This window comes from Arthrobacter sp. SD76 (genome assembly GCF_049726125.1).
Taxonomy (GTDB): Bacteria; Actinomycetota; Actinomycetes; order Actinomycetales; family Micrococcaceae; genus Arthrobacter; species Arthrobacter nitrophenolicus.
On sequence record NZ_JBNBLR010000001.1, the window covers coordinates 1,662,720 to 1,680,688 of the forward strand.

Annotated in this window: 9 protein-coding genes, 3 pseudogenes and 1 riboswitch; of the genes and pseudogenes, 9 read left to right on the forward strand and 3 right to left on the reverse strand. The window is 67.2% G+C overall.

Features of this window, described 5'->3' with window-relative positions:
* Positions 1–21 precede the first annotated feature (21 nt).
* Positions 22–2,642 (reverse strand): annotated as a pseudogene (gene valS / locus ACPEE0_RS08305) (valine--tRNA ligase).
* A 225-nt stretch (positions 2,643–2,867) separates the two neighbouring features.
* Between valS and ACPEE0_RS08310 the strand changes: the two are divergent.
* Positions 2,868–3,626: an SDR family oxidoreductase gene (locus ACPEE0_RS08310; protein ID WP_424574322.1), complete on the forward strand. Its 759-nt coding sequence runs from the start codon at positions 2,868–2,870 to the stop codon at positions 3,624–3,626.
* 138 nt (positions 3,627–3,764) lie between these two features.
* Here ACPEE0_RS08310 and ACPEE0_RS08315 read toward each other — a convergent pair whose 3' ends face one another.
* Positions 3,765–4,664 (reverse strand): endonuclease/exonuclease/phosphatase family protein, encoded by a 900-nt coding sequence (locus tag ACPEE0_RS08315; protein WP_424574323.1) that lies wholly within the window; start codon positions 4,662–4,664, stop codon positions 3,765–3,767.
* A gap of 366 nt (positions 4,665–5,030) precedes the next feature.
* Between ACPEE0_RS08315 and ileS the strand changes: the two are divergent.
* The 4 genes and pseudogenes from ileS to ndk all read left to right on the forward strand — a co-directional run bounded on the left by ileS (position 5,031) and on the right by ndk (position 10,668).
* A pseudogene (ileS, locus tag ACPEE0_RS08320) lies at positions 5,031–8,356 on the forward strand (isoleucine--tRNA ligase).
* A gap of 3 nt (positions 8,357–8,359) precedes the next feature.
* On the forward strand, positions 8,360–9,718 hold the full coding sequence (locus ACPEE0_RS08325; RefSeq protein WP_407709551.1) for a bifunctional folylpolyglutamate synthase/dihydrofolate synthase: 1,359 nt from the start codon (positions 8,360–8,362) through the stop codon (positions 9,716–9,718).
* A 2-nt stretch (positions 9,719–9,720) separates the two neighbouring features.
* Entirely contained in the window at positions 9,721–10,185 is a 465-nt protein-coding gene (locus ACPEE0_RS08330) for a DUF4233 domain-containing protein (RefSeq protein WP_009372871.1), read from the forward strand.
* 69 nt (positions 10,186–10,254) lie between these two features.
* Positions 10,255–10,668, forward strand: coding sequence for a nucleoside-diphosphate kinase (gene ndk, locus ACPEE0_RS08335; RefSeq protein ID WP_009372870.1), 414 nt, complete (start codon positions 10,255–10,257; stop codon positions 10,666–10,668).
* Between the two features lie 72 nt (positions 10,669–10,740).
* Here ndk and ACPEE0_RS08340 read toward each other — a convergent pair whose 3' ends face one another.
* Complete coding sequence (locus ACPEE0_RS08340; RefSeq protein ID WP_354176074.1) at positions 10,741–11,409, reverse strand: vitamin K epoxide reductase family protein; 669 nt, start codon at positions 11,407–11,409, stop codon at positions 10,741–10,743.
* Between the two features lie 435 nt (positions 11,410–11,844).
* Between ACPEE0_RS08340 and ACPEE0_RS08345 the strand changes: the two genes are divergently transcribed.
* From ACPEE0_RS08345 to rpmA, 4 genes and pseudogenes are all read left to right on the forward strand, one after another.
* Positions 11,845–15,198 carry an Rne/Rng family ribonuclease gene (locus tag ACPEE0_RS08345; protein WP_424574324.1) on the forward strand — a complete coding sequence of 1,118 codons (3,354 nt, stop codon included), beginning with the start codon at positions 11,845–11,847 and terminating at the stop codon, positions 15,196–15,198.
* A 144-nt stretch (positions 15,199–15,342) separates the two neighbouring features.
* A riboswitch (TPP riboswitch) is annotated at positions 15,343–15,440 on the forward strand.
* Positions 15,441–15,531: 91 nt separating this feature from the next.
* Positions 15,532–16,998: pseudogene (thiD, locus tag ACPEE0_RS08350) on the forward strand (bifunctional hydroxymethylpyrimidine kinase/phosphomethylpyrimidine kinase).
* A gap of 262 nt (positions 16,999–17,260) precedes the next feature.
* Positions 17,261–17,569: a 50S ribosomal protein L21 gene (rplU, locus tag ACPEE0_RS08355; protein WP_035751639.1), complete on the forward strand. Its 309-nt coding sequence runs from the start codon at positions 17,261–17,263 to the stop codon at positions 17,567–17,569.
* Between the two features lie 60 nt (positions 17,570–17,629).
* A complete protein-coding gene (gene rpmA, locus ACPEE0_RS08360) occupies positions 17,630–17,893 on the forward strand; it encodes a 50S ribosomal protein L27 (protein ID WP_009372867.1) in 264 nt (87 codons plus the stop codon).
* Positions 17,894–17,969 lie beyond the last annotated feature (76 nt).

Consider the following 17,969-nt stretch of genomic DNA (forward strand, 5'->3'; position numbering starts at 1 on the left):
CCCAGGCCTTAAAACCCGGCCTTAGGCCTTGGCGGGCTCGTCCGTAACGGCAAGGTCCACGCCGCTGACCGTAAGCTCACCGTCGGCCGCCACCAGGGTGATGTCCCGGGCGTTGGACGCCGCCTTCAGGTCGGACAGGCCGGCCTGCAACTGAGCGGTCAGTGCTTCAGGCGCCGTGATGGTCGCGGACAGCACCTCGGTGCGCTGCTTGACCTTCGCCTCGGACTTGGCCTTGCGGACACCGCTGAGTGCGAGTCCCACCGTGGCCAGCATGGTGGTGTCCCCGCCGGGAACTTCCAGTCCCGCGGGCCATTCGGCGCGGTGGACCGAGCCGCTGCGCCACCAGCTCCACACCTCTTCGGTGGCGAAGGGCAGGAACGGGGCGAACAGCCGCAGCAGGGTGTCCAGGGTGGTGGCCAGGGCCGCCAGCACCGAAGCCTGCTCTGCTTCGCCGGCCGCGCCGTAAGCGCGGTCCTTGATGAGTTCGACGTAGTCGTCCGTGAACTGCCAGAAGAAGCTCTCGGTGATCTGCAGCGCCCGGGCGTAGTCGTAGTTGTTGAACGCCTTGGTGGACTCCCGCACTACCTCGCCGAGCTGGGCCAGCAATGCACGGTCCAGAGGGTTGGTGAGCACGGACAGGTCCGTGCGAAGCACCGAGTTTTCCGTGGCCCCGAGGTTGAGGACGAACTTGGAAGCGTTGAGCAGCTTGATGGCCAGGCGGCGGCCGATCTTCATCTGCGCAATCTCGTACGCGGTGTCCGCACCCAAGCGGGCGGAGGCCGCCCAGTAACGGACGGCATCGGAACCGTACTCGTCCAGGACGTCGGTGGGAACCACCACGTTGCCCTTGGACTTGGACATCTTCTTGCGGTCCGGGTCCAGGATCCAGCCGGAGATCGCCGCGTGCTTCCACGGCGCGTTCTTCTGCAGTGCATCGGCACGCACCACCGAGGAGAAGAGCCAGGTCCGGATGATGTCGTGGCCCTGCGGGCGCAGGTCGAACGGGTAGACCTTGGCAAAGAGCTCCTCGTCGCGGCTCCAGCCGCCCACAATCTGCGGAGTCAGCGAGGACGTGGCCCAGGTGTCGAAGATGTCGGCGTCACCGGTGAAGCCGCCCGGCACGTCGCGCTGGGATTCCTCGTAGCCCGGGGCGGCGTCTGCCATCGGGTCCACCGGGAGCTGCTCATCCGAGGGAACGATGGGTGCGTCATAGTTCGGGTTGCCGTCACTGTCCAGCGGGTACCAGACGGGGATGGGCACGCCGAAGAAGCGCTGCCGGGAGACCAGCCAGTCGCCGTTGAGCCCCGAGATCCAGTTCTCGTAGCGTGAGCGCATGAAGGAGGGGTGGAAGTCGATCTCGTGGCCGCGCGCAATCAGCCGCTCGCGGCGGTCCTCGTCGCGGCCGCCGTTGCGGATGTACCACTGCCGGGAGGTGACAACCTCGAGCGGCTTGTCGCCCTTCTCGTAGAAGTTCACCGGGTGCATGATCTTCTTCGGCTCACCCTCCAGGAGGTCAGCGGCGGCCAGGAGCTCCACCACGCCTTCCTTGGCGCTGAAGACCGTCTTGCCGGCGATCTTCGCAAAGGCCTCACGGCCGGCGTCGGTGGTGATCCACTCCGGGGTTTCCCCGACGATCCGGCCGTCGCGGCCCACGATCGCGCGGGTGGGCAGCTGCAGTTCGCGCCACCAGGTAACGTCCGTCAGGTCGCCGAAGGTGCACACCATGGCGATGCCGGAGCCCTTGTCCGCCTTCGCGAGCGGGTGCGCCTTGACCTCGACCTCGACGCCGAATACGGGGGAGGTCACCTTCTTGCCGAACAGCGGCTGGTACCGTTCGTCGTCGGGGTTGGCCACCAGCGCCGCGCAGGCAGCCAGCAGCTCCGGACGGGTGGTCTCGATGTAGATCTTCTCCCGTCCTCGGTGAAGAAGGGGTAGCGGTAGTAGGCGCCGGGCACTTCGCGGTCTTCGAGTTCGGCCTGCGCCACTGCGGTCCGGAAGGTGATGTCCCACAGTGTGGGCGCCTCGGCCATGTAGGCGTCGCCGGCAGCGAGGTTGGCCAGGAAGGCGCGCTGGGAGGCGGCGCGCGAATTGTCGTCGATGGTCCGGTACGTCAGTTTCCAGTCAACCGACAGGCCGAGTGTCTGGAACAGGTTCTCAAAGACCTTCTCGTCCTCGACTGCCAGCTCTTCACACAGTTCGATGAAGTTCCGGCGGGAGACAACGTCGAAGTCCCGCTGGTTCTTGGCCGGCTGGGCCGGCGGGCGGTAGTCCGGGTTGTAGGGGATGGCGGGGTCGCAACGGACGCCGTAGTAGTTCTGCACCCGGCGTTCGGTGGGCAGGCCGTTGTCGTCCCAGCCCATGGGGTAGAAGACGTTCTTGCCGGTCATGCGCTGGTAGCGTGCCAGCACGTCGGTCTGGGTGTAGGAGAACATGTGCCCCACATGCAGCGACCCCGAAGCGGTGGGCGGGGGAGTGTCGATCGAGTAGACCTGTTCCCGGGTGGTGTCGGGGTCGAACTTGTAGGTTCCCTCGGCCAGCCAGCGCTGCGTCAGGGCAGCTTCGAGGCCCTCGAGGGCCGGCTTGTCCGGAACGTTGATGGGGGCGGTGATGGGCGTGTCTGTACCCTGCGTGTCTTCAGCCATTGGGCAATTCTTTCATGCTCCGTTGCTTCGCACAGAACCGCGGGGGAGTAGCATGCCGCCCATGGGTGCCAAAGGAGCCGGCTTCGCCGTAAAACGGATCTACGATCCGCCGGCGGACGACGACGGATACCGGGTCCTGGTGGCTATCTCGCCTCTGACCCGGACTGACCTGAAGCGGTGTTGCCCCGGGCCAGGTTCGTGGCGGCAGGCGGCTAGGGTGGTGCCATGACTGACGATGTGCACAAGAAAGCAGCTTTGGTGACCGGCGCGAGCAGCGGGATCGGGGAAGCCACGGTGCGCGCCCTGGCATCCGGCGGATGGACAGTCTTCGCCGTGGCCCGCCGGGCGGACCGGCTCGAGGCGCTGGCGGCCGAAACCGGGGCAACCGCCATTCCCGCCGATATTTCCGCGGACGACGACGTGTCCCGCCTGCTGAGCCGGGTCACCGAAGCGGGCGGCATCGACACCCTGGTCAACATTGCCGGTGGCGCCAGGGGCGCCGACCGGATCGCGGACGCCAGCACGGAGGACTGGGACTGGATGTACCGGGTGAACGTCCTGGGCACCATGAAACTGACGCGCTCCTTCCTGCCCATGCTGCGCGCCCACGGGGAAGGAACGGTGCTGAACCTCACCTCCACCGCCGGCCTTGCCGCGTACGAAGGCGGCGGAGGCTACAACGCCGCCAAATACGCCCAGCGTGCCATGACCGAGGCGCTGCGGCTGGAAGAAGCCGAACACAACATCCGCGTCATCGATGTTGCGCCTGGACTGGTCCACACCGAGGAGTTCGCCCTCAACAGGCTCGGGAACCGGCAGGCGGCCGACAAGGTCTACCAGGGAGTGGAGAAGCCCCTGACGGCCGGGGACGTTGCGGACGTCGTCCGGTACGCCGTCAGCGCCCCGCACCACGTCAACCTGGACCAGATCGTCATCCGGCCGGTGGCCCAGGCCTCCAACTACAAGCTCATCCGCAAGGGCTAGCCCGGGGGCCGCAGGACCAGGCCTACGACAGCCGGATCTCCAGCACCGCCAGGACGGCAGCGTGGTCCGTGCCCGCAACCCGGCGGACCGAGTAGCCAGACCCCGTGATGTCCGGGCTCGTGACCAGATGGTCCAGCGTCACCCCGGGAAGGTAGTAGCCGCGCATCGGCCAGGTGGGGACCAGCCGGCTTCCGGCGGCTGCGGAAACATCCACCAGCGGCCTCGTCCGGCTGTCCCCGCCAGCAGGTCCCGGAACTCCCGGTGGTCGAGGGTGGCGTTGAAATCGCCCGCCAGCAGGAGCGGCCCGGCTCCGGCGTCAATCCGGTCCAATGCTGCGAGGTCACTGCGCCATTGAGCGAGGCCGTCATTGACGGGCGCGAGTGTATGGACGGCGACTACCCGCAGGGCCGCTTCCTGCCCGGCAGCCGACAGGTCGACGCTGACCACGGGCATCCTGAACGGGCTGTCGGGCACCATCCCCACCTCCCGGAGCGACAACGAGGAGAAGACGGCAGCGCCGGCGGCCCTGGCCCTGGGATGCGCCACCTGGTGGGGGAGCAGGCGAGGCAAGCCGGCCGCAGACAACCTGTCCGCCAGTTCCTGGGTGTATTCCGCCACCACCAGCAGGTCCACCTGGTGTTCCTGCACCAGGTCCACGATGCCGGCGGCGTCCGCCTGGCCCAGCCCGGCATTGATGGCCATGGCTTTCACCTCCACCACCGGCTGGCCCGCGTGCGCTGTTTCAGGCGAAGCGGCCGCCGGGGGAAAGAGCCACAATACCTGGACACCGAGAAGCGCCGCGGCCACCAGCTGCAGCGGCCTGCTGCGCGCGGCAATGGACAGCAGAAGCGCGACGGCGGCCGGCACCGTGAACCAGGGAACAAAGGCCAGCAGTTGGACGGCCATCACGGGCCAGTCAGCGGGAATGGCGCGCAGCAGGCCAATCAGCGCCACGGGAGCGACGGAGGCTGCCGAGGCCCAGCGGAAGGCCCGGGCGCGACGACGCCGGGTGGGCGGGACCGGGGCCGCGTCAGTCATGCCTCCGATTGTAGGGACTGCCGGCGGGAAGCGGGCGGGCTGAATGGAAACCTGCGCCTGATGGATAGTAGAATCGAAACCGGCTATGACCCGGCAATCACCGGTGAGCTTCCGGAAGAACACGCGGACTGGCTTGTCGAACCTGGCATCCCGGCACGCGCCAGTAGAACCGGACGGGTAAGCCCGTCACAGCAGTAATGAGTGGCCGTCGTCGCGTACGTTCCTTCCGGAGCACGCAACGCGGTAAGTGAGGTGGTACCGCGGTGAGCGTGGAGTCCGGCGGACAACACGGAAACCGTCCTCGCATCCTGAACGGAACAGAAGGCGCAAGCCGGCAGTTCGCCAAGCTCAACCCAGGATGTCGACATGACGTATTACCCCAAGGCCTCGGCCAGTACTTCCACCAGCGCGTCGTCCGGCGGCGGTGCCGCTGTGTCCGCCTCCGTGAAGTTCCCGGAGATCGAAGAGCGCATCCTGAAGTACTGGGACCAGGACGGCACCTTCCAGGCCAGCATCGACCAGCGCAGCGCCGACGCCCCCGGCGGTGAACCCGGCAGCAACGAGTTCGTGTTCTACGACGGCCCGCCCTTCGCCAACGGCCTGCCGCACTACGGCCACCTCCTCACCGGCTACGCCAAGGACCTGGTGGGCCGGTACCAGACCCAGCGCGGCAAGCGCGTTGAGCGCCGCTTCGGCTGGGACACCCACGGGCTGCCCGCCGAACTGGAAGCCATGAAGCAGCTGGGCATGACGGACAAGACCCAGATCGAAGCCATGGGCATCGACAAGTTCAATGACGCCTGCCGGGCATCCGTCATGAAATACGCCGACGAATGGCGCAGCTACGTCACCCGCCAGGCACGCTGGGTTGACTTCGACAACGACTACAAAACGCTCAACGTCGAGTACATGGAGTCCGTCCTCTGGGCTTTCAAGCAGCTGCACGAGAAAGGCCTGACCTACAACGGCTACCGCGTGCTTCCCTACTGCTGGAAGGACGAGACGCCGCTGTCCAACCACGAGCTCCGGATGGACGACGACGTCTACAAGAACCGGCAGGACCAGACCGTCACGGTCACGTTCCCCATCACCGCCGGACAGTCGGAGCTGTCGCAGAAGCTTGCCGGCGTCCAGGCGCTCGCCTGGACCACCACGCCCTGGACCCTGCCGACCAACGCCGCGCTCGCCGTCGGGCCTGCCATCACCTACGCCGTGCTGCCGGCCGGTCCCAACGGCATCAAGGCCGCATCCGCCGACGCGCCCGTCACCGGCAGCTTCCTGCTGGCCGCCGACCTGGTGGGCAGCTATGCCAAGGACCTGGGCTACGACGACTTCGAAGCGGCCCAGGCCGCCGTCGTGTCCACGCACACCGGTGCCGAACTGGAGGGCCTGGCCTACGAGCCGCTGTGGCATGACTTTGCCGACAACGAAAAGTACGGCATGGAGAACGCCTGGCGTTTCCTGGTGGCCGATTACGTCACCACCACCGACGGCACGGGCATCGTGCACCAGGCCCCGCCTACGGCGAGGACGACCAGAAGGTCTGCGAGGAAGCCGGGATCCCGGTCATCCTCTCCGTGGATGAAGGCGCCAAATTCCTGCCTCTGTTCAAGCACGGCGACCTCCACGACATTGTGGGCCTGCAGGTGTTCGAGGCCAACAAACCCATCACCCAGGTCCTGCGCGCCCAGGGCCGGCTCGTCAAGCAGGCAAGCTACGAGCACAGCTACCCGCACTGCTGGCGGTGTCGCAACCCGCTGATCTACCGCGCCGTCTCCTCCTGGTACGTGGAGGTCACCAAGTTCAAGGACCGGATGTCCGAACTGAACCAGGAGATCAACTGGATCCCCGGCAACGTCAAGGACGGCCAGTTCGGCAAGTGGCTGGAAAACGCCCGCGACTGGTCCATCAGCCGGAACCGATACTGGGGCAGCCCCATCCCGGTGTGGCAGTCCAGCGACCCCGAATACCCCCGCACCGACGTCTACGGCTCGCTGGCGGAAATCGAGGCCGACTTCGGCCGGCTGCCGCTGAACCAGGACGGCCAGGTGGACCTGCACCGTCCGTTCATCGACGAACTGACCCGGCCCAACCCGGACGACCCGCGCACGCCCGAAGAAGGCCGGTCCGTGATGCGCCGGGTGGAGGACGTCCTGGACGTCTGGTTCGACTCCGGCTCCATGCCCTACGGCCAGGTGCATTACCCGTTCCAGAACGAAGCCTGGTTCGACACCCACAACCCGGCAGACTTCATCGTGGAGTACATCGGGCAAACCCGCGGCTGGTTCTACATGCTGCACATCCTTTCGACGGCCCTGTTCGACCGGCCGGCGTTCCGCAACGTCATCAGCCACGGCATCGTGCTCGGCTCCGACGGGCAGAAGATGTCCAAGAGTCTGCGCAACTACCCGGACGTGTCCGAAGTGCTGGACCGCGACGGATCCGACGCCATGCGCTGGTTCCTGATGTCCAGCCCCATCCTGCGCGGCGGCAACCTGATCGTCACCGAGCAGGGCATCCGCGACGGCGTCCGGCAGGTCATCCTGCCGCTCTGGAACGTGTACAGCTTCTTCACGCTCTACACCAATGCCGCCAACGGCGGCGCCGGCTATGACGCGCAGCTGCGCTACGACGGGTACACGGACACCCTGGACCAGTACCTGCTCGCCAACACCGGCGAACTGGTGCGGAACATGACCGGGCAGCTGGACACCTACGACATCTCCGGCGCGTGCGACGAGCTCCGCGGCTACCTGGACATGCTGACCAACTGGTACGTCCGCCGCAGCCGCCAGCGCTTCTTCGACGAGGACCGGGACGCCTTCGACGCCCTGTACACCGCCCTGGAGGCTGTCTCACGTGCGGCGGCGTCGCTGCTGCCGCTGGTGACGGAAGAAATCTGGCGGGGTCTCACCGGCGGCCGCTCCGTGCACCTGGCTGACTGGCCCGACGCCGCACAGTTCCCGGCCAACCCGGACCTGGTCGAGGCCATGGACCGGGTGCAGCAGATCTGCTCCACCGGTTCCTCCCTGCGGAAGGCAGCGAACCTGCGTGTCCGCCTGCCACTCCAGGAACTCACCGTGGTGGCACCCGGGGCCGATGCGCTGGAAGGCTTCGCCGCCGTCGTCGCGGACGAACTCAACCTCCGCTCGGTCCGGCTGCTGGACGCCGCCACTGCCTCCCCCGAGGAGTTCGGCATCCAGCAGAAGCTGGTGGTCAACGCCCGCGCTGCCGGCCCCCGCCTGGGCAAGAACGTCCAGGTGGCCATCAAGGGCTCCAAGTCCGGTGACTGGTCCGTGGATGACGCCGGCGTGGTGACCGCGGGCGGGCTCCAGCTGGAACCCCAGGAGTACACGCTGGAAACCGTCGTGGCGGAATCCGACGGCGGATCGGCCTCCGTGGCGGTGCTTCCGGGCGGCGGCTTCGTGGTCCTCAACACTGAGGTCACCCCGGAGCTCGAAGCCGAAGGCCTGGCACGCGACATGGTCCGCGCCATCCAGCAGGCCCGTAAGGACGCCGGACTCAACGTCAGCGACCGGATCCGCACAACGGTGACGGCAGCCCAAAACGTGGTGGACGCCCTGCTGGCGAACGCGGAGCTGGTCAAAGGTGAAACACTGACCGTGGACCTCGCCGCGGAGCCTGCCGACCTGGCCGAGCCCGCCGTCGCCGTCGAAAAAGTGGAGGCCTAGGACATGACCGATCACTTCTCAGTGGAAAGTGTCTACGCCGAACTGCTCGGCCGGGCACCGGAAAACAAGATGGAACCCCGGCTGGCTCCGCTCTTCCGGGCCATGGAGGTGCTGGGTGAGCCCAACAAGGCGTACCCGATCATTCACGTGACGGGCACCAACGGCAAGACCTCCACCTCCCGCATGATCGAAGCCGTCCTCCGCGCCCACGGGCTGAGCACCGGCCGCTACACCAGCCCGCACCTGTCCAAAGTCACCGAGCGGATCAGCATCGACGGCCATCCGGTCCCTGACGAGACGTTCGTCCGGATCTGGGATGAGATCCGTCCCTACCTGCAGATCGTGGACGCGGAACTGGAAGCGGAGGGGCAGCCGCGCCTCACGTACTTCGAGTGCCTCACCATCCTGGGCTTCGCCGTCTTCGCGGACCAGCCGGTCAACGTGGCCATTATCGAGGTGGGCCTTGGCGGCATCACCGACGCCACGAACGTGGGCGACGGCCAGGTCTCGGTCATCACCCCGATTTCGCTGGACCACACCGACCTGCTGGGGGACACCCCCGGGGACATCGCCCTGGAAAAGGCCGGCATCATCAAGCCGGGCGGTTACCTGGTGAGCGCAGCGCAGCCGCTGGACGCCGCGCAGGTGCTCCTCGAGAAAGCCAAGGAAGTGGGCGTGCCGTTCCGCTTCGAGGGCGTGGAGTTCGGCGTCGAGTCCCGGACCGTGGCGGTCGGCGGCCAGATGGTCACCATCCAAGGCATCGCCGGCCGGTACCCGGACCTCCTGGTGCCCCTGCACGGTGCCCACCAGGCCCAGAACGCCGCCGTGGCGGTGGCCGCGCTGGAGGCGTTCTTCGGCGGCGAAAAGGAACTCAACTTCGAAGTGCTGCAGGAGGGCTTCGCCGGGGTGACGTCCCCCGGTCGGCTGGAAGTGGTGCGTACCGCGCCCACCATCATCGTCGACGCCGCCCACAACCCGGACGGCATCAAGGCGTCAGCCGCCGCACTGCAGGAGGCCTTCACGTTCACCCGCCTTGTTCCAGTGGTGGGCGTGCTCAAGGAAAAGGACGCCGAGGAGATCCTGCGCGAGCTCAAGGAATCCCTGGGTGGCATTGCCGAGGAATACTGCTTCACGCAGTCGAACTCGCCGCGCGCCGTTCCGGCCGCCGAACTCGCCGAACTTGCCGTTGACCTCGGCTTCGGCGAGGACAACGTGCACATCGCCGAGAAGCTTGACGACGCCCTTGAATGGGCCGTGGAGCGGGCCGAAGCCAATGACGACCTCTCCGGCGGCGTCTTGGTGACCGGTTCCATCACGCTGGTTGCGGAAGCCCGGATCCTGCTCGGAAAGACGGAGGCATAGGAATGGCCAGGCTCACCAAGGCCCAGCGGGAGTGGCGGCCGGGCATGCCCCGGAAGCGCCGCTCCACCAAGGTCATGTTCGCCTCCACGGTGCTGCTCCTGGAAGCATTCGTGATGTTCTTCGCCACCCTGGCGGTCTTTGGCCTGCGACGCGGCGAGTTTCCGCCGGCGCTGATCCTGGGCGTCGGCATCGGCCTGAGCGTGGTCATGGTCCTGGCCTGCGCTGTCCTGACAAAGCCCTGGGGCGTCGGCCTCGGCTGGATCCTGCAGATCGTGCTGGTCCTGACCGGCATCTTCGAACCCGCCATGTTCCTGGTGGGGGCCCTCTTCGCACTGGCTTGGTGGTACGGAATCAGGACCGGCATCCGGCTGGACCGCGAAGCTGCCCAGCGCGAGCGTGAGCAGGCCGAGTGGGAAGCAGCCCACCCGGACCAGGCCGCCGGTCCCGGCCAGCCGCAAACCCCCTAAACCGGCCGGATCCTGCCGGCGGGTCCCCGTAGACTTGTCCCGAAACCCCACCAACGCATTGGAGCAGTTGTGACCACTGAGCGCACCCTCGTCCTGATCAAGCCCGACGGCGTCGCCCGTAACCTCACCGGTGCCATCCTGGCCCGCGTCGAAGCCAAGGGATACACCCTTGCTGAACTGAAGAAGGTGGAAGCCACCCGCGAACTGCTCGAGCAGCACTACGAGGAGCACATTGGCAAGCCGTTCTACGAGCCGCTGGTGGAGTTCATGCTCAGCGGACCCGTGGTGGCGGCCATCTTCGAGGGCCACCGCGTCATCGAGGGCTTCCGCTCGCTGGCCGGCACCACCGATCCTACGACGGCGGCCCCGGGCACCATCCGCGGCGACTTCGGCCGCGACTGGGGCCTGAAGGTCCAGCAGAACCTGGTGCACGGCTCCGACTCCACAGATTCAGCCGAGCGCGAGATCAAGATCTGGTTCTAGGCGACCTGAACGAAGCAAAAGGGAAGGCCGGTGTTCTGACGAACACCGGCCTTCCCTTTGCCGTTAATGCGCCTAGAATCCTGACGTTCCCGCGAACACCTGGATGAACGCGAAGAAGATGCTGGCGGCGACGGCCACGTAGAGCAGGGCCACGATGATCCAGCCGGAATCAGCCACAACACGTGCTGCGCCGGAGCGGAGCGGGATGATGCCTGCGCTGATATTCCGGATGGTGACCCAGATGAAGAGGGGGATCATGGCGGCCCAGACGATCATGCAGAAGGGGCACAGGATGTGGATGTCGTAGAGCGCCTGCGACCACAGCCACACCACGAAGGCGAAGCCCAGGGTGACGCCCGTCTGTAGGCCCACCCAGAACCACCGGGCAAAGGTGGCGCCGGACAGCAGTGCCATGCCAACGGTGATGATGACGGCGAACGCCACGATCCCGATAAACATGTTGGGGAAGCCGAACAGGGAGCTCTGCCAGGTCTTCATCACATCCCCACAGGAAATCCAGGGATTGACGTCGCACACGGTGGTGTGGTTCGGGTCCTGGAGCACGGCAAGCTTTTCCAGGACCAGGGTCCCGGAGGCCAGCCAGCCGACGGCCCCCGTGATCACCAGCAGCCAGCCGAAAGGCCGGTTGCGGGCCATGAAGGGCACGGCTGCGGAACTGGTGTCCGGGCCGGTGGTCCGGTCCGGGGCTTCGGTGCCGCTGGCGGGGGAGATGCTGGGCATTGGTATGGGTCCTTTTCGTCCGGTGCTCCTTGCCCGATTGTAACGCCGCGGGCTGGATGCCACTCCCAGGAAAAAGGTCCGCAGCCTCCGCCTCCGCCGTGATTTCGTCCGGATGTGAGAGAATGAACCTGGCTGGAAGCCGATCCACATTCGGACTCCGGTCCGGTGGACTGTTCTCAAGACCGCCAATGATGAGCAGGGCAGGCTTCGAAGGCTGACAGCACTCCCGCGACTCCATTGGACGGCACCTGGTTGTGGCGCGTAGAACAACGGGTTTCAGGACGTCCCCCGGCTCCCACGGGCTGCCGCACCCCAATGCCGGTGCGAACCTGGGAGTATCCACTTGACTTCTGTCAACGCCTGCGGGTTTTGACAATATGTGCCCCAATGGGTGCCGGATGTGGCGGTACGTCAGGGGCAGGAGTGTAGCTGCATATGGAAAACGAGCAAGACTTGGCTGTTAACGGCGAAACGACGGCCACAGAGCCCGCCGTTGCACCCAAGAGGACCCGCCGCAAGGCGGCACCGAAAACCGACGACGGCGGCGCCACTGTCCCGGCCGACGCCGCCACCGCGGAGAATGTCGAGGCTGCGGCGGAGGAAACCAAGGCACCGGCCCGCCGGACCCGTGCACGCAAGAAGGTAGACGCCGCGGAGCCCCTCCCCGTGTTCGCCGGCGACGCCGCAGAGACCGCAGCCGCTTCGGCTGATGCCGCCGAGGGCGCGCCTGCCGCGCCGGAAGCGGAAGAGAAGACCGTCCGCCGCCGTCGGGTTGCCACCAGGAAGGCCGCTGCCCCGGCAGCCGGGGCTGCAGCAGCAGAGCCGGCTGCGGAAGCTGCGCCGGCGGAAACTGTTTCCGCGCAGCCGGAGGCGGCTGCCGGCGGAGCGGAAGACACCGTCGCAGCACCTGCCGCGGAGCAAACACCTGAGGCAGCGCCCGAAGAGGCGCCCGCAGCTGCGGACACCGCCCAGGCGCCGTCGGACGCTGCCCAGGCGCCGTCGGACACTGCCGCCGCAAGCGACGCGCCGCAACAGCAAGTGGCCGGGCAAGCAACCGAGACGGAGGAGCCTGCAAAGGAGGCTGCCAGCCCCTTCGCCTCGTTGTTCCTGGAACCGGCTTCCCCTACTTCCGTACTGTTCCAGGCCCCCGACCTGAGCACTGTCGTGCGCCCGGCCCCGGCCGTCCCCGAGGAAGTGGAAGAGGACGACGCCGAGGACGACGACACCGACGATTCAGCCGGCCGCCGCAGGCGCCGCAGCCGTGGCCGCCGCAGCCGCGGCCGTAGCGAAGACCGCGCCGCGGAGGCTGCCACTGACGGCGACGCCGGCGAAGACGCCGAAGCGGAGGGCGACGAAGGGTCCGCACTCCTGGAAGAGGGCGTCACCTCCCGCCGGCGGCGCCGGCGGCGCCGCGGCGACCAGGACCTCGAACTGACCGGCGGCGGGGACGACGATCCGCCCAACACGGTGACCCGCGTCCGTGCGCCCCGCGCGGTGAGCGAAGCGCCCGTGAGCAACCGCGTGACCAGCGTGAAGGGCTCCACCCGCCTTGAAGCGAAGAAGCAGCGCCGGCGTGAGTCCCGCGATACCGGGCGCCGCCGCACGGTGATCACCGAGGCAGAGTTCCTGGCGCGCCGGGAATCCGTGGACCGCCAGATGATCGTCCGCCAGCGCGACGACAGAATCCAGATCGCAGTCCTCGAGGACGGCGTCCTCGCCGAGCACTTCGTCTCCAAGACCCAGCAGGACTCGCTGATCGGCAACGTCTACCTGGGCAAGGTCCAGAACGTGCTGCCCTCCATGGAGGCGGCATTCGTTGACATCGGGCGCGGCCGCAACGCCGTCCTGTACGCCGGTGAAGTCAACTGGGAAGCCGTCAACCTCGAAGGCAAGCAGCGCCGGATCGAGAACGCCCTCAAGTCGGGCGACACCGTCCTGGTCCAGGTGACCAAGGACCCGGTGGGCCACAAGGGCGCACGCCTGACCAGCCAGATCTCGCTGCCCGGCCGCTACCTCGTGTACGTCCCCGGCGGGTCCATGACGGGCATCTCACGCAAACTGCCCGACGTCGAACGCAACCGGCTCAAGCGTATCCTCAAGGACCGCCTCCCGGAGCAGGCCGGCGTCATCGTGCGCACCGCGGCGGAAGGGGCGTCCGAGGAAGAGCTCACGCACGACATCAACCGGCTGCGCGCCCAGTGGGAAGGCATCGAAAGCCAGTCCACCTCCACCAAGGTCCTGGCTCCCGAACTGCTGTACGGCGAACCGGACCTCACCATCAAGGTGGTGCGCGACGTCTTCAACGAGGACTTCTCCAAGCTGATCGTCTCCGGCGAAGAGGCCTGGGACACCATCGAGGCCTATGTCACCTACGTTGCCCCGGACCTGGTGGGCCGCCTCGAGAAGTGGACCAAGGACCAGGACATCTTCGCCGCCTGGCGGATCGACGAGCAGATCCACAAGGCCCTGGAACGGAAGGTCTTCCTCCCGTCCGGCGGTTCCCTGGTAATCGACCGCACCGAAGCCATGACCGTGGTGGACGTCAACACGGGCAAGTTCACGGGCAGCGGCGGCAACCTGGAGGAAACCGTCACCAAGAACAACCTCGAAGCAGCCGAGGAAGTGGTGCGCCAGCTCCGGCTCCGCGACATCGGCGGCATCATCGTCATCGACTTCATCGACATGGTCCTGGAATCCAACCGCGACCTGGTGCTGCGCCGGCTGGTGGAGTGCCTGGGCCGCGACCGTACCAAGCACCAGGTCGCCGAGGTCACGTCCCTGGGCCTGGTCCAGATGACCCGCAAGCGCATGGGCACCGGGCTCCTGGAGGTCTTCGGGGAGCAGTGCGAGGCCTGCGCCGGACGCGGTGTCGTCACCCACGACGACCCCGTGGAGCACCGCCGCGCCAACATCGTTGCCGCCGAACACCATGTCCAGCGCACCGACAACCGGCCTGACGCCCGGGCCGAAGGCCACCGGAACGAGGGCCAGCGGACCGACAGCAGCCAGCCCGGGGGACGCCCTGACCGCAAGCGCCGGCGCGGACGCGGCGGCCAGCAGCCCGAGGCTGCCCCGGCAGCCGCGGTGCATGTCCACACCGTCCATCCGGACCCGGCCGACGCCGAGCGCCACGCCAAGGCTGAAGCCACCCGGCTGGCCCTGGCCAACATCGCGGCGGCCGCGCACGCGGCGCACCTGCATGACGACGAGGTTGCGGCGGCCCGGCAGGCGCAGTCGGCCGCCCAGCCGGTAGCGCCGGCCGTGGAAGAGAAGCACGACGCCGGCACCCCGCCACGTCCTGCGGCTGTCTTGACCTTCGGCGGCGAGAAGGTTGTCCTTCCGTTCGTGGAGCATGCGGAAGAGCAGCAGCCCCGCCCGGCCCTCACCCTGGACAGGCTTGCCGAAGCGTTCGCCCACCTGGGCGAATCGGCACCTGCCGCCGAAACACCGGCGGAAGAGCCGGAAGCCAAGCGGCCCGAGGCCGTTCCGGCGCAGGTGGAGCAGCCGGTTGCCCCCGCGGAAGCTGGGAAGGACTGGTCTGACCACACGGTGGAACAGTCCCGCCAGCGCCGGCCGCGGCGCAACCGCAGCGCCAGCCGCGCCCAGGGTGCCGCCAACGAAACCACCGTGCAGCAGCACGAGAACGTTCCGGCGGCCAGTGCCGGACATACCCATGCTGCAAAGGCCCCGGAACCCGCGGCGTCCTCACCGGAAGGCAAGGAAGGCGCGCCAAAGCCCGCCGAGGCGCCCATTATCCTGGGCGTCGGCGTTCCTGCCTCGGAGCTCTAGCCCGGGCAGGGCCAGCCACCGGGAAGTCCCCGTTTCATGGACGATTCCCCTCCGCATTCCGGGGGGAACGGTCCATGAAGCGGGGACTTCCTGCATGCGGGGGCTGTCACTTTTCCCGGGCTCCCATGTCAGCGGCTAGGCTGGGAAACCGACACGGGGTGCCGCGCGAAGGGCCGGCTGAGATCCAGACCCGTTGAACCTGTCCGGCTAGTACCGGCGAAGGGATGTCTTTTGTCTTCGACGCTCTTAATACCCGCGGAAACTTCCCAGCCAGGCGCTGTCCCGGATGCAACCGTCCAGGCCGCGTCCGCCCGGCCGGCGGCAGGCCGGGACGTGCCGCGCGTCCTGTCCATTGCCGGTTCGGACCCGTCGGGTGGCGCCGGCATCCAGGCGGACCTGAAAAGCATTGCAGCTCACGGCGGCTACGGCATGGCCGCCATCACCGCGCTCACAGCGCAGAACACCCGCGGCGTGGCGGCAGTCCACCTGCCGCCCGCGTCATTCCTCGCCAGCCAGCTGGACGCCATCAGCGACGACATCACCATCGACGCCGTCAAAATCGGCATGCTGGGCGACGCCGGGGTGATCGCCACAGTCCGGACCTGGCTGGAGAAGGTGCGTCCCGCCGTCGTGGTCCTCGATCCGGTGATGGTGGCCACCAGCGGCGACCGGCTGCTCCAGGAATCCGCCGAGGCGGCGCTTCGCGACCTGCTGCCGCTGGCCCACCTCATCACGCCGAACCTGGCCGAACTTGCGATGCTCGTGGGCGAAGAGCCCCAGGATTCCTGGGCCGGGGCCCTGGAACAAGGCCGGAAGCTGGCCGACGCCACCGGAGCAACCGTGCTGGTGAAGGGCGGCCACCTGTCAGGTGCGCAGTGCCCGGACGCCCTGGTCAACACCGCCGGCCTGCTGCGGACCGAAGTCATCGAGGTGCCGGGGGAGCGGGTGGCCACCAGGAACAGCCACGGAACGGGCTGCTCGCTGTCCTCTGCAATGGCCACGGTGCAGGCGCGGCTGGGGACTGGGAATCGGCGCTGCGGGAAGTGAAGCCCTGGCTGGCAGGAGCGCTGGGGGACTCTGCCCGGCTTGAGGTAGGGACCGGGAACGGGCCGGTGCACCACTTCCACCACCTGCGGCCCGTTCCGCAGCCGGGGGGCGTTTGAGGCCCTGCTCCGGGCGGAAGCCGAAGCGGACCTGGATGCCATCTACCGCCTGGACTTCATCCGCGGCCTGGTCTCGGGCAGCCTGCCGGAACGGGAATTTGCCTACTACCTGGCCCAGGACGCCATTTACCTGAACGGCTACTCCCGCGTGCTGGCACGGGCAAGCGCCCTGGCCCCCACGGAGGCGGAGCAGCTGTTCTGGGCCGGATCCGCGCAGCAGTGCCTGGAGGTTGAGTCCGAGCTGCACCGGTCCTGGCTGAGCACGCGTCCCGTCCGGGCCGAACTCGGCCCCGTGACAAAGTCCTACGTCGACCACCTCACCGCGGCCTCGGCGTCGGGCAGCTACGCGGTGCTTGCCGCGGCTGTCCTGCCGTGCTTCTGGCTGTATGCGGAGGTGGGCAAGACCCTCCACGCACAGTTCCTCGCCGCGGGGGAACCGGCCGGCCACCCCTACGCGGAGTGGCTCCGGACCTACGCTGACGAGGACTTTGCCGCAGCGACCCGCAAGGCTATCGCCATCGTGGACGCGACCGGACGGGCCGGCTCGGACGGCGAACGGGCGGCCATGGTCACGGCCTTTAAACAGTCCTGCCGCCTGGAAGTGGACTTTTTCGACGCGCCGCGGCTGCACGCCTGAGCCTCCGGGCCCCGTCCCGCCGGTACCATTGTTGGTGCGCGGTCCCGCCGCCCGGCCGGCCTGTGGTTGCTATCACAGCCGGCGCGCCGGAGCCAGCCTCATTTGCGGCCGAAGACGAAATTAGCGTAGTCTAGTTCTTCGGTGCTTACGCCAACACTTGGGTTATGACCCCACGGCGTTGAGGCACAGCGAGAAGCCAGCCTGTTAGAGCCGGTTCCGCACGCAAATTTAGTTAGAAACGTCGAGAGAAGTGAGTTCCCAAGTGGTGTACGCGATTGTCCGCGCAGGCGGCCGCCAAGAGAAGGTTTCCGTCGGAGACTTCGTTACCCTGAACCGCGTCGCCGGTGGGGCTGGCAGCACCATTCAGCTGCCCGCGCTGCTCCTGGTAGACGGTGACAAGGTCACCTCCGCCGCTGCTGACCTGGCCAAGGTGACTGTTACGGCTGAGATCCTCCAGGACCTCCGCGGTCCCAAGGTTGTCATCCAGAAGTTCAAGAACAAGACCGGTTACAAGAAGCGCCAGGGTCACCGCCAGGAACTGACCAAGGTCAAGATCACCGGCATCAAGTAACCACCGGTTACTGTTCAGGTTTTTCAGCAAATTCCCAGAATTTAGAGGCAGGCATTTCAGATGGCACATAAAAAGGGCGCGAGCTCCACTCGCAACGGCCGCGACTCCAACGCTCAGTACCTCGGCGTCAAGCGCTTCGGCGGCCAGGTAGTTTCCGCCGGCGAGATCATCGTCCGCCAGCGTGGCACCCACTTCCACCCGGGCGCCGGCGTGGGACGTGGCGGCGACGACACCCTGTTCGCACTGACCCCGGGAGCCGTTGAATTCGGTACCCGCCGCGGTCGCCGCGTCGTCAACATCGTTGCTGCTGCAGCTGCAGAGTAACAACCAGCATTAAAGCGGTGGAGCGGGCCTGATGGCCCGCTCCACTGTTCTTTAACCGCATTACAATCGTGATGGC

What these genes read in the sequence shown, in the direction of transcription:
- ACPEE0_RS08340 (WP_354176074.1), bottom strand. Translation starts at nt 11,409, where the DNA reads ATGCCCAGCATCTCCCCCGCCAGCGGCACCGAAGCCCCGGACCGGACC.
- ACPEE0_RS08315 (WP_424574323.1), bottom strand. Translation starts at nt 4,664, where the DNA reads ATGACTGACGCGGCCCCGGTCCCGCCCACCCGGCGTCGTCGCGCCCGG.
- ACPEE0_RS08345 (WP_424574324.1), top strand. Translation starts at nt 11,845, where the DNA reads ATGGAAAACGAGCAAGACTTGGCTGTTAACGGCGAAACGACGGCCACA.
- ACPEE0_RS08310 (WP_424574322.1), top strand. Translation starts at nt 2,868, where the DNA reads ATGACTGACGATGTGCACAAGAAAGCAGCTTTGGTGACCGGCGCGAGC.
- ACPEE0_RS08325 (WP_407709551.1), top strand. Translation starts at nt 8,360, where the DNA reads ATGACCGATCACTTCTCAGTGGAAAGTGTCTACGCCGAACTGCTCGGC.
- ACPEE0_RS08330 (WP_009372871.1), top strand. Translation starts at nt 9,721, where the DNA reads ATGGCCAGGCTCACCAAGGCCCAGCGGGAGTGGCGGCCGGGCATGCCC.
- rpmA (WP_009372867.1), top strand. Translation starts at nt 17,630, where the DNA reads ATGGCACATAAAAAGGGCGCGAGCTCCACTCGCAACGGCCGCGACTCC.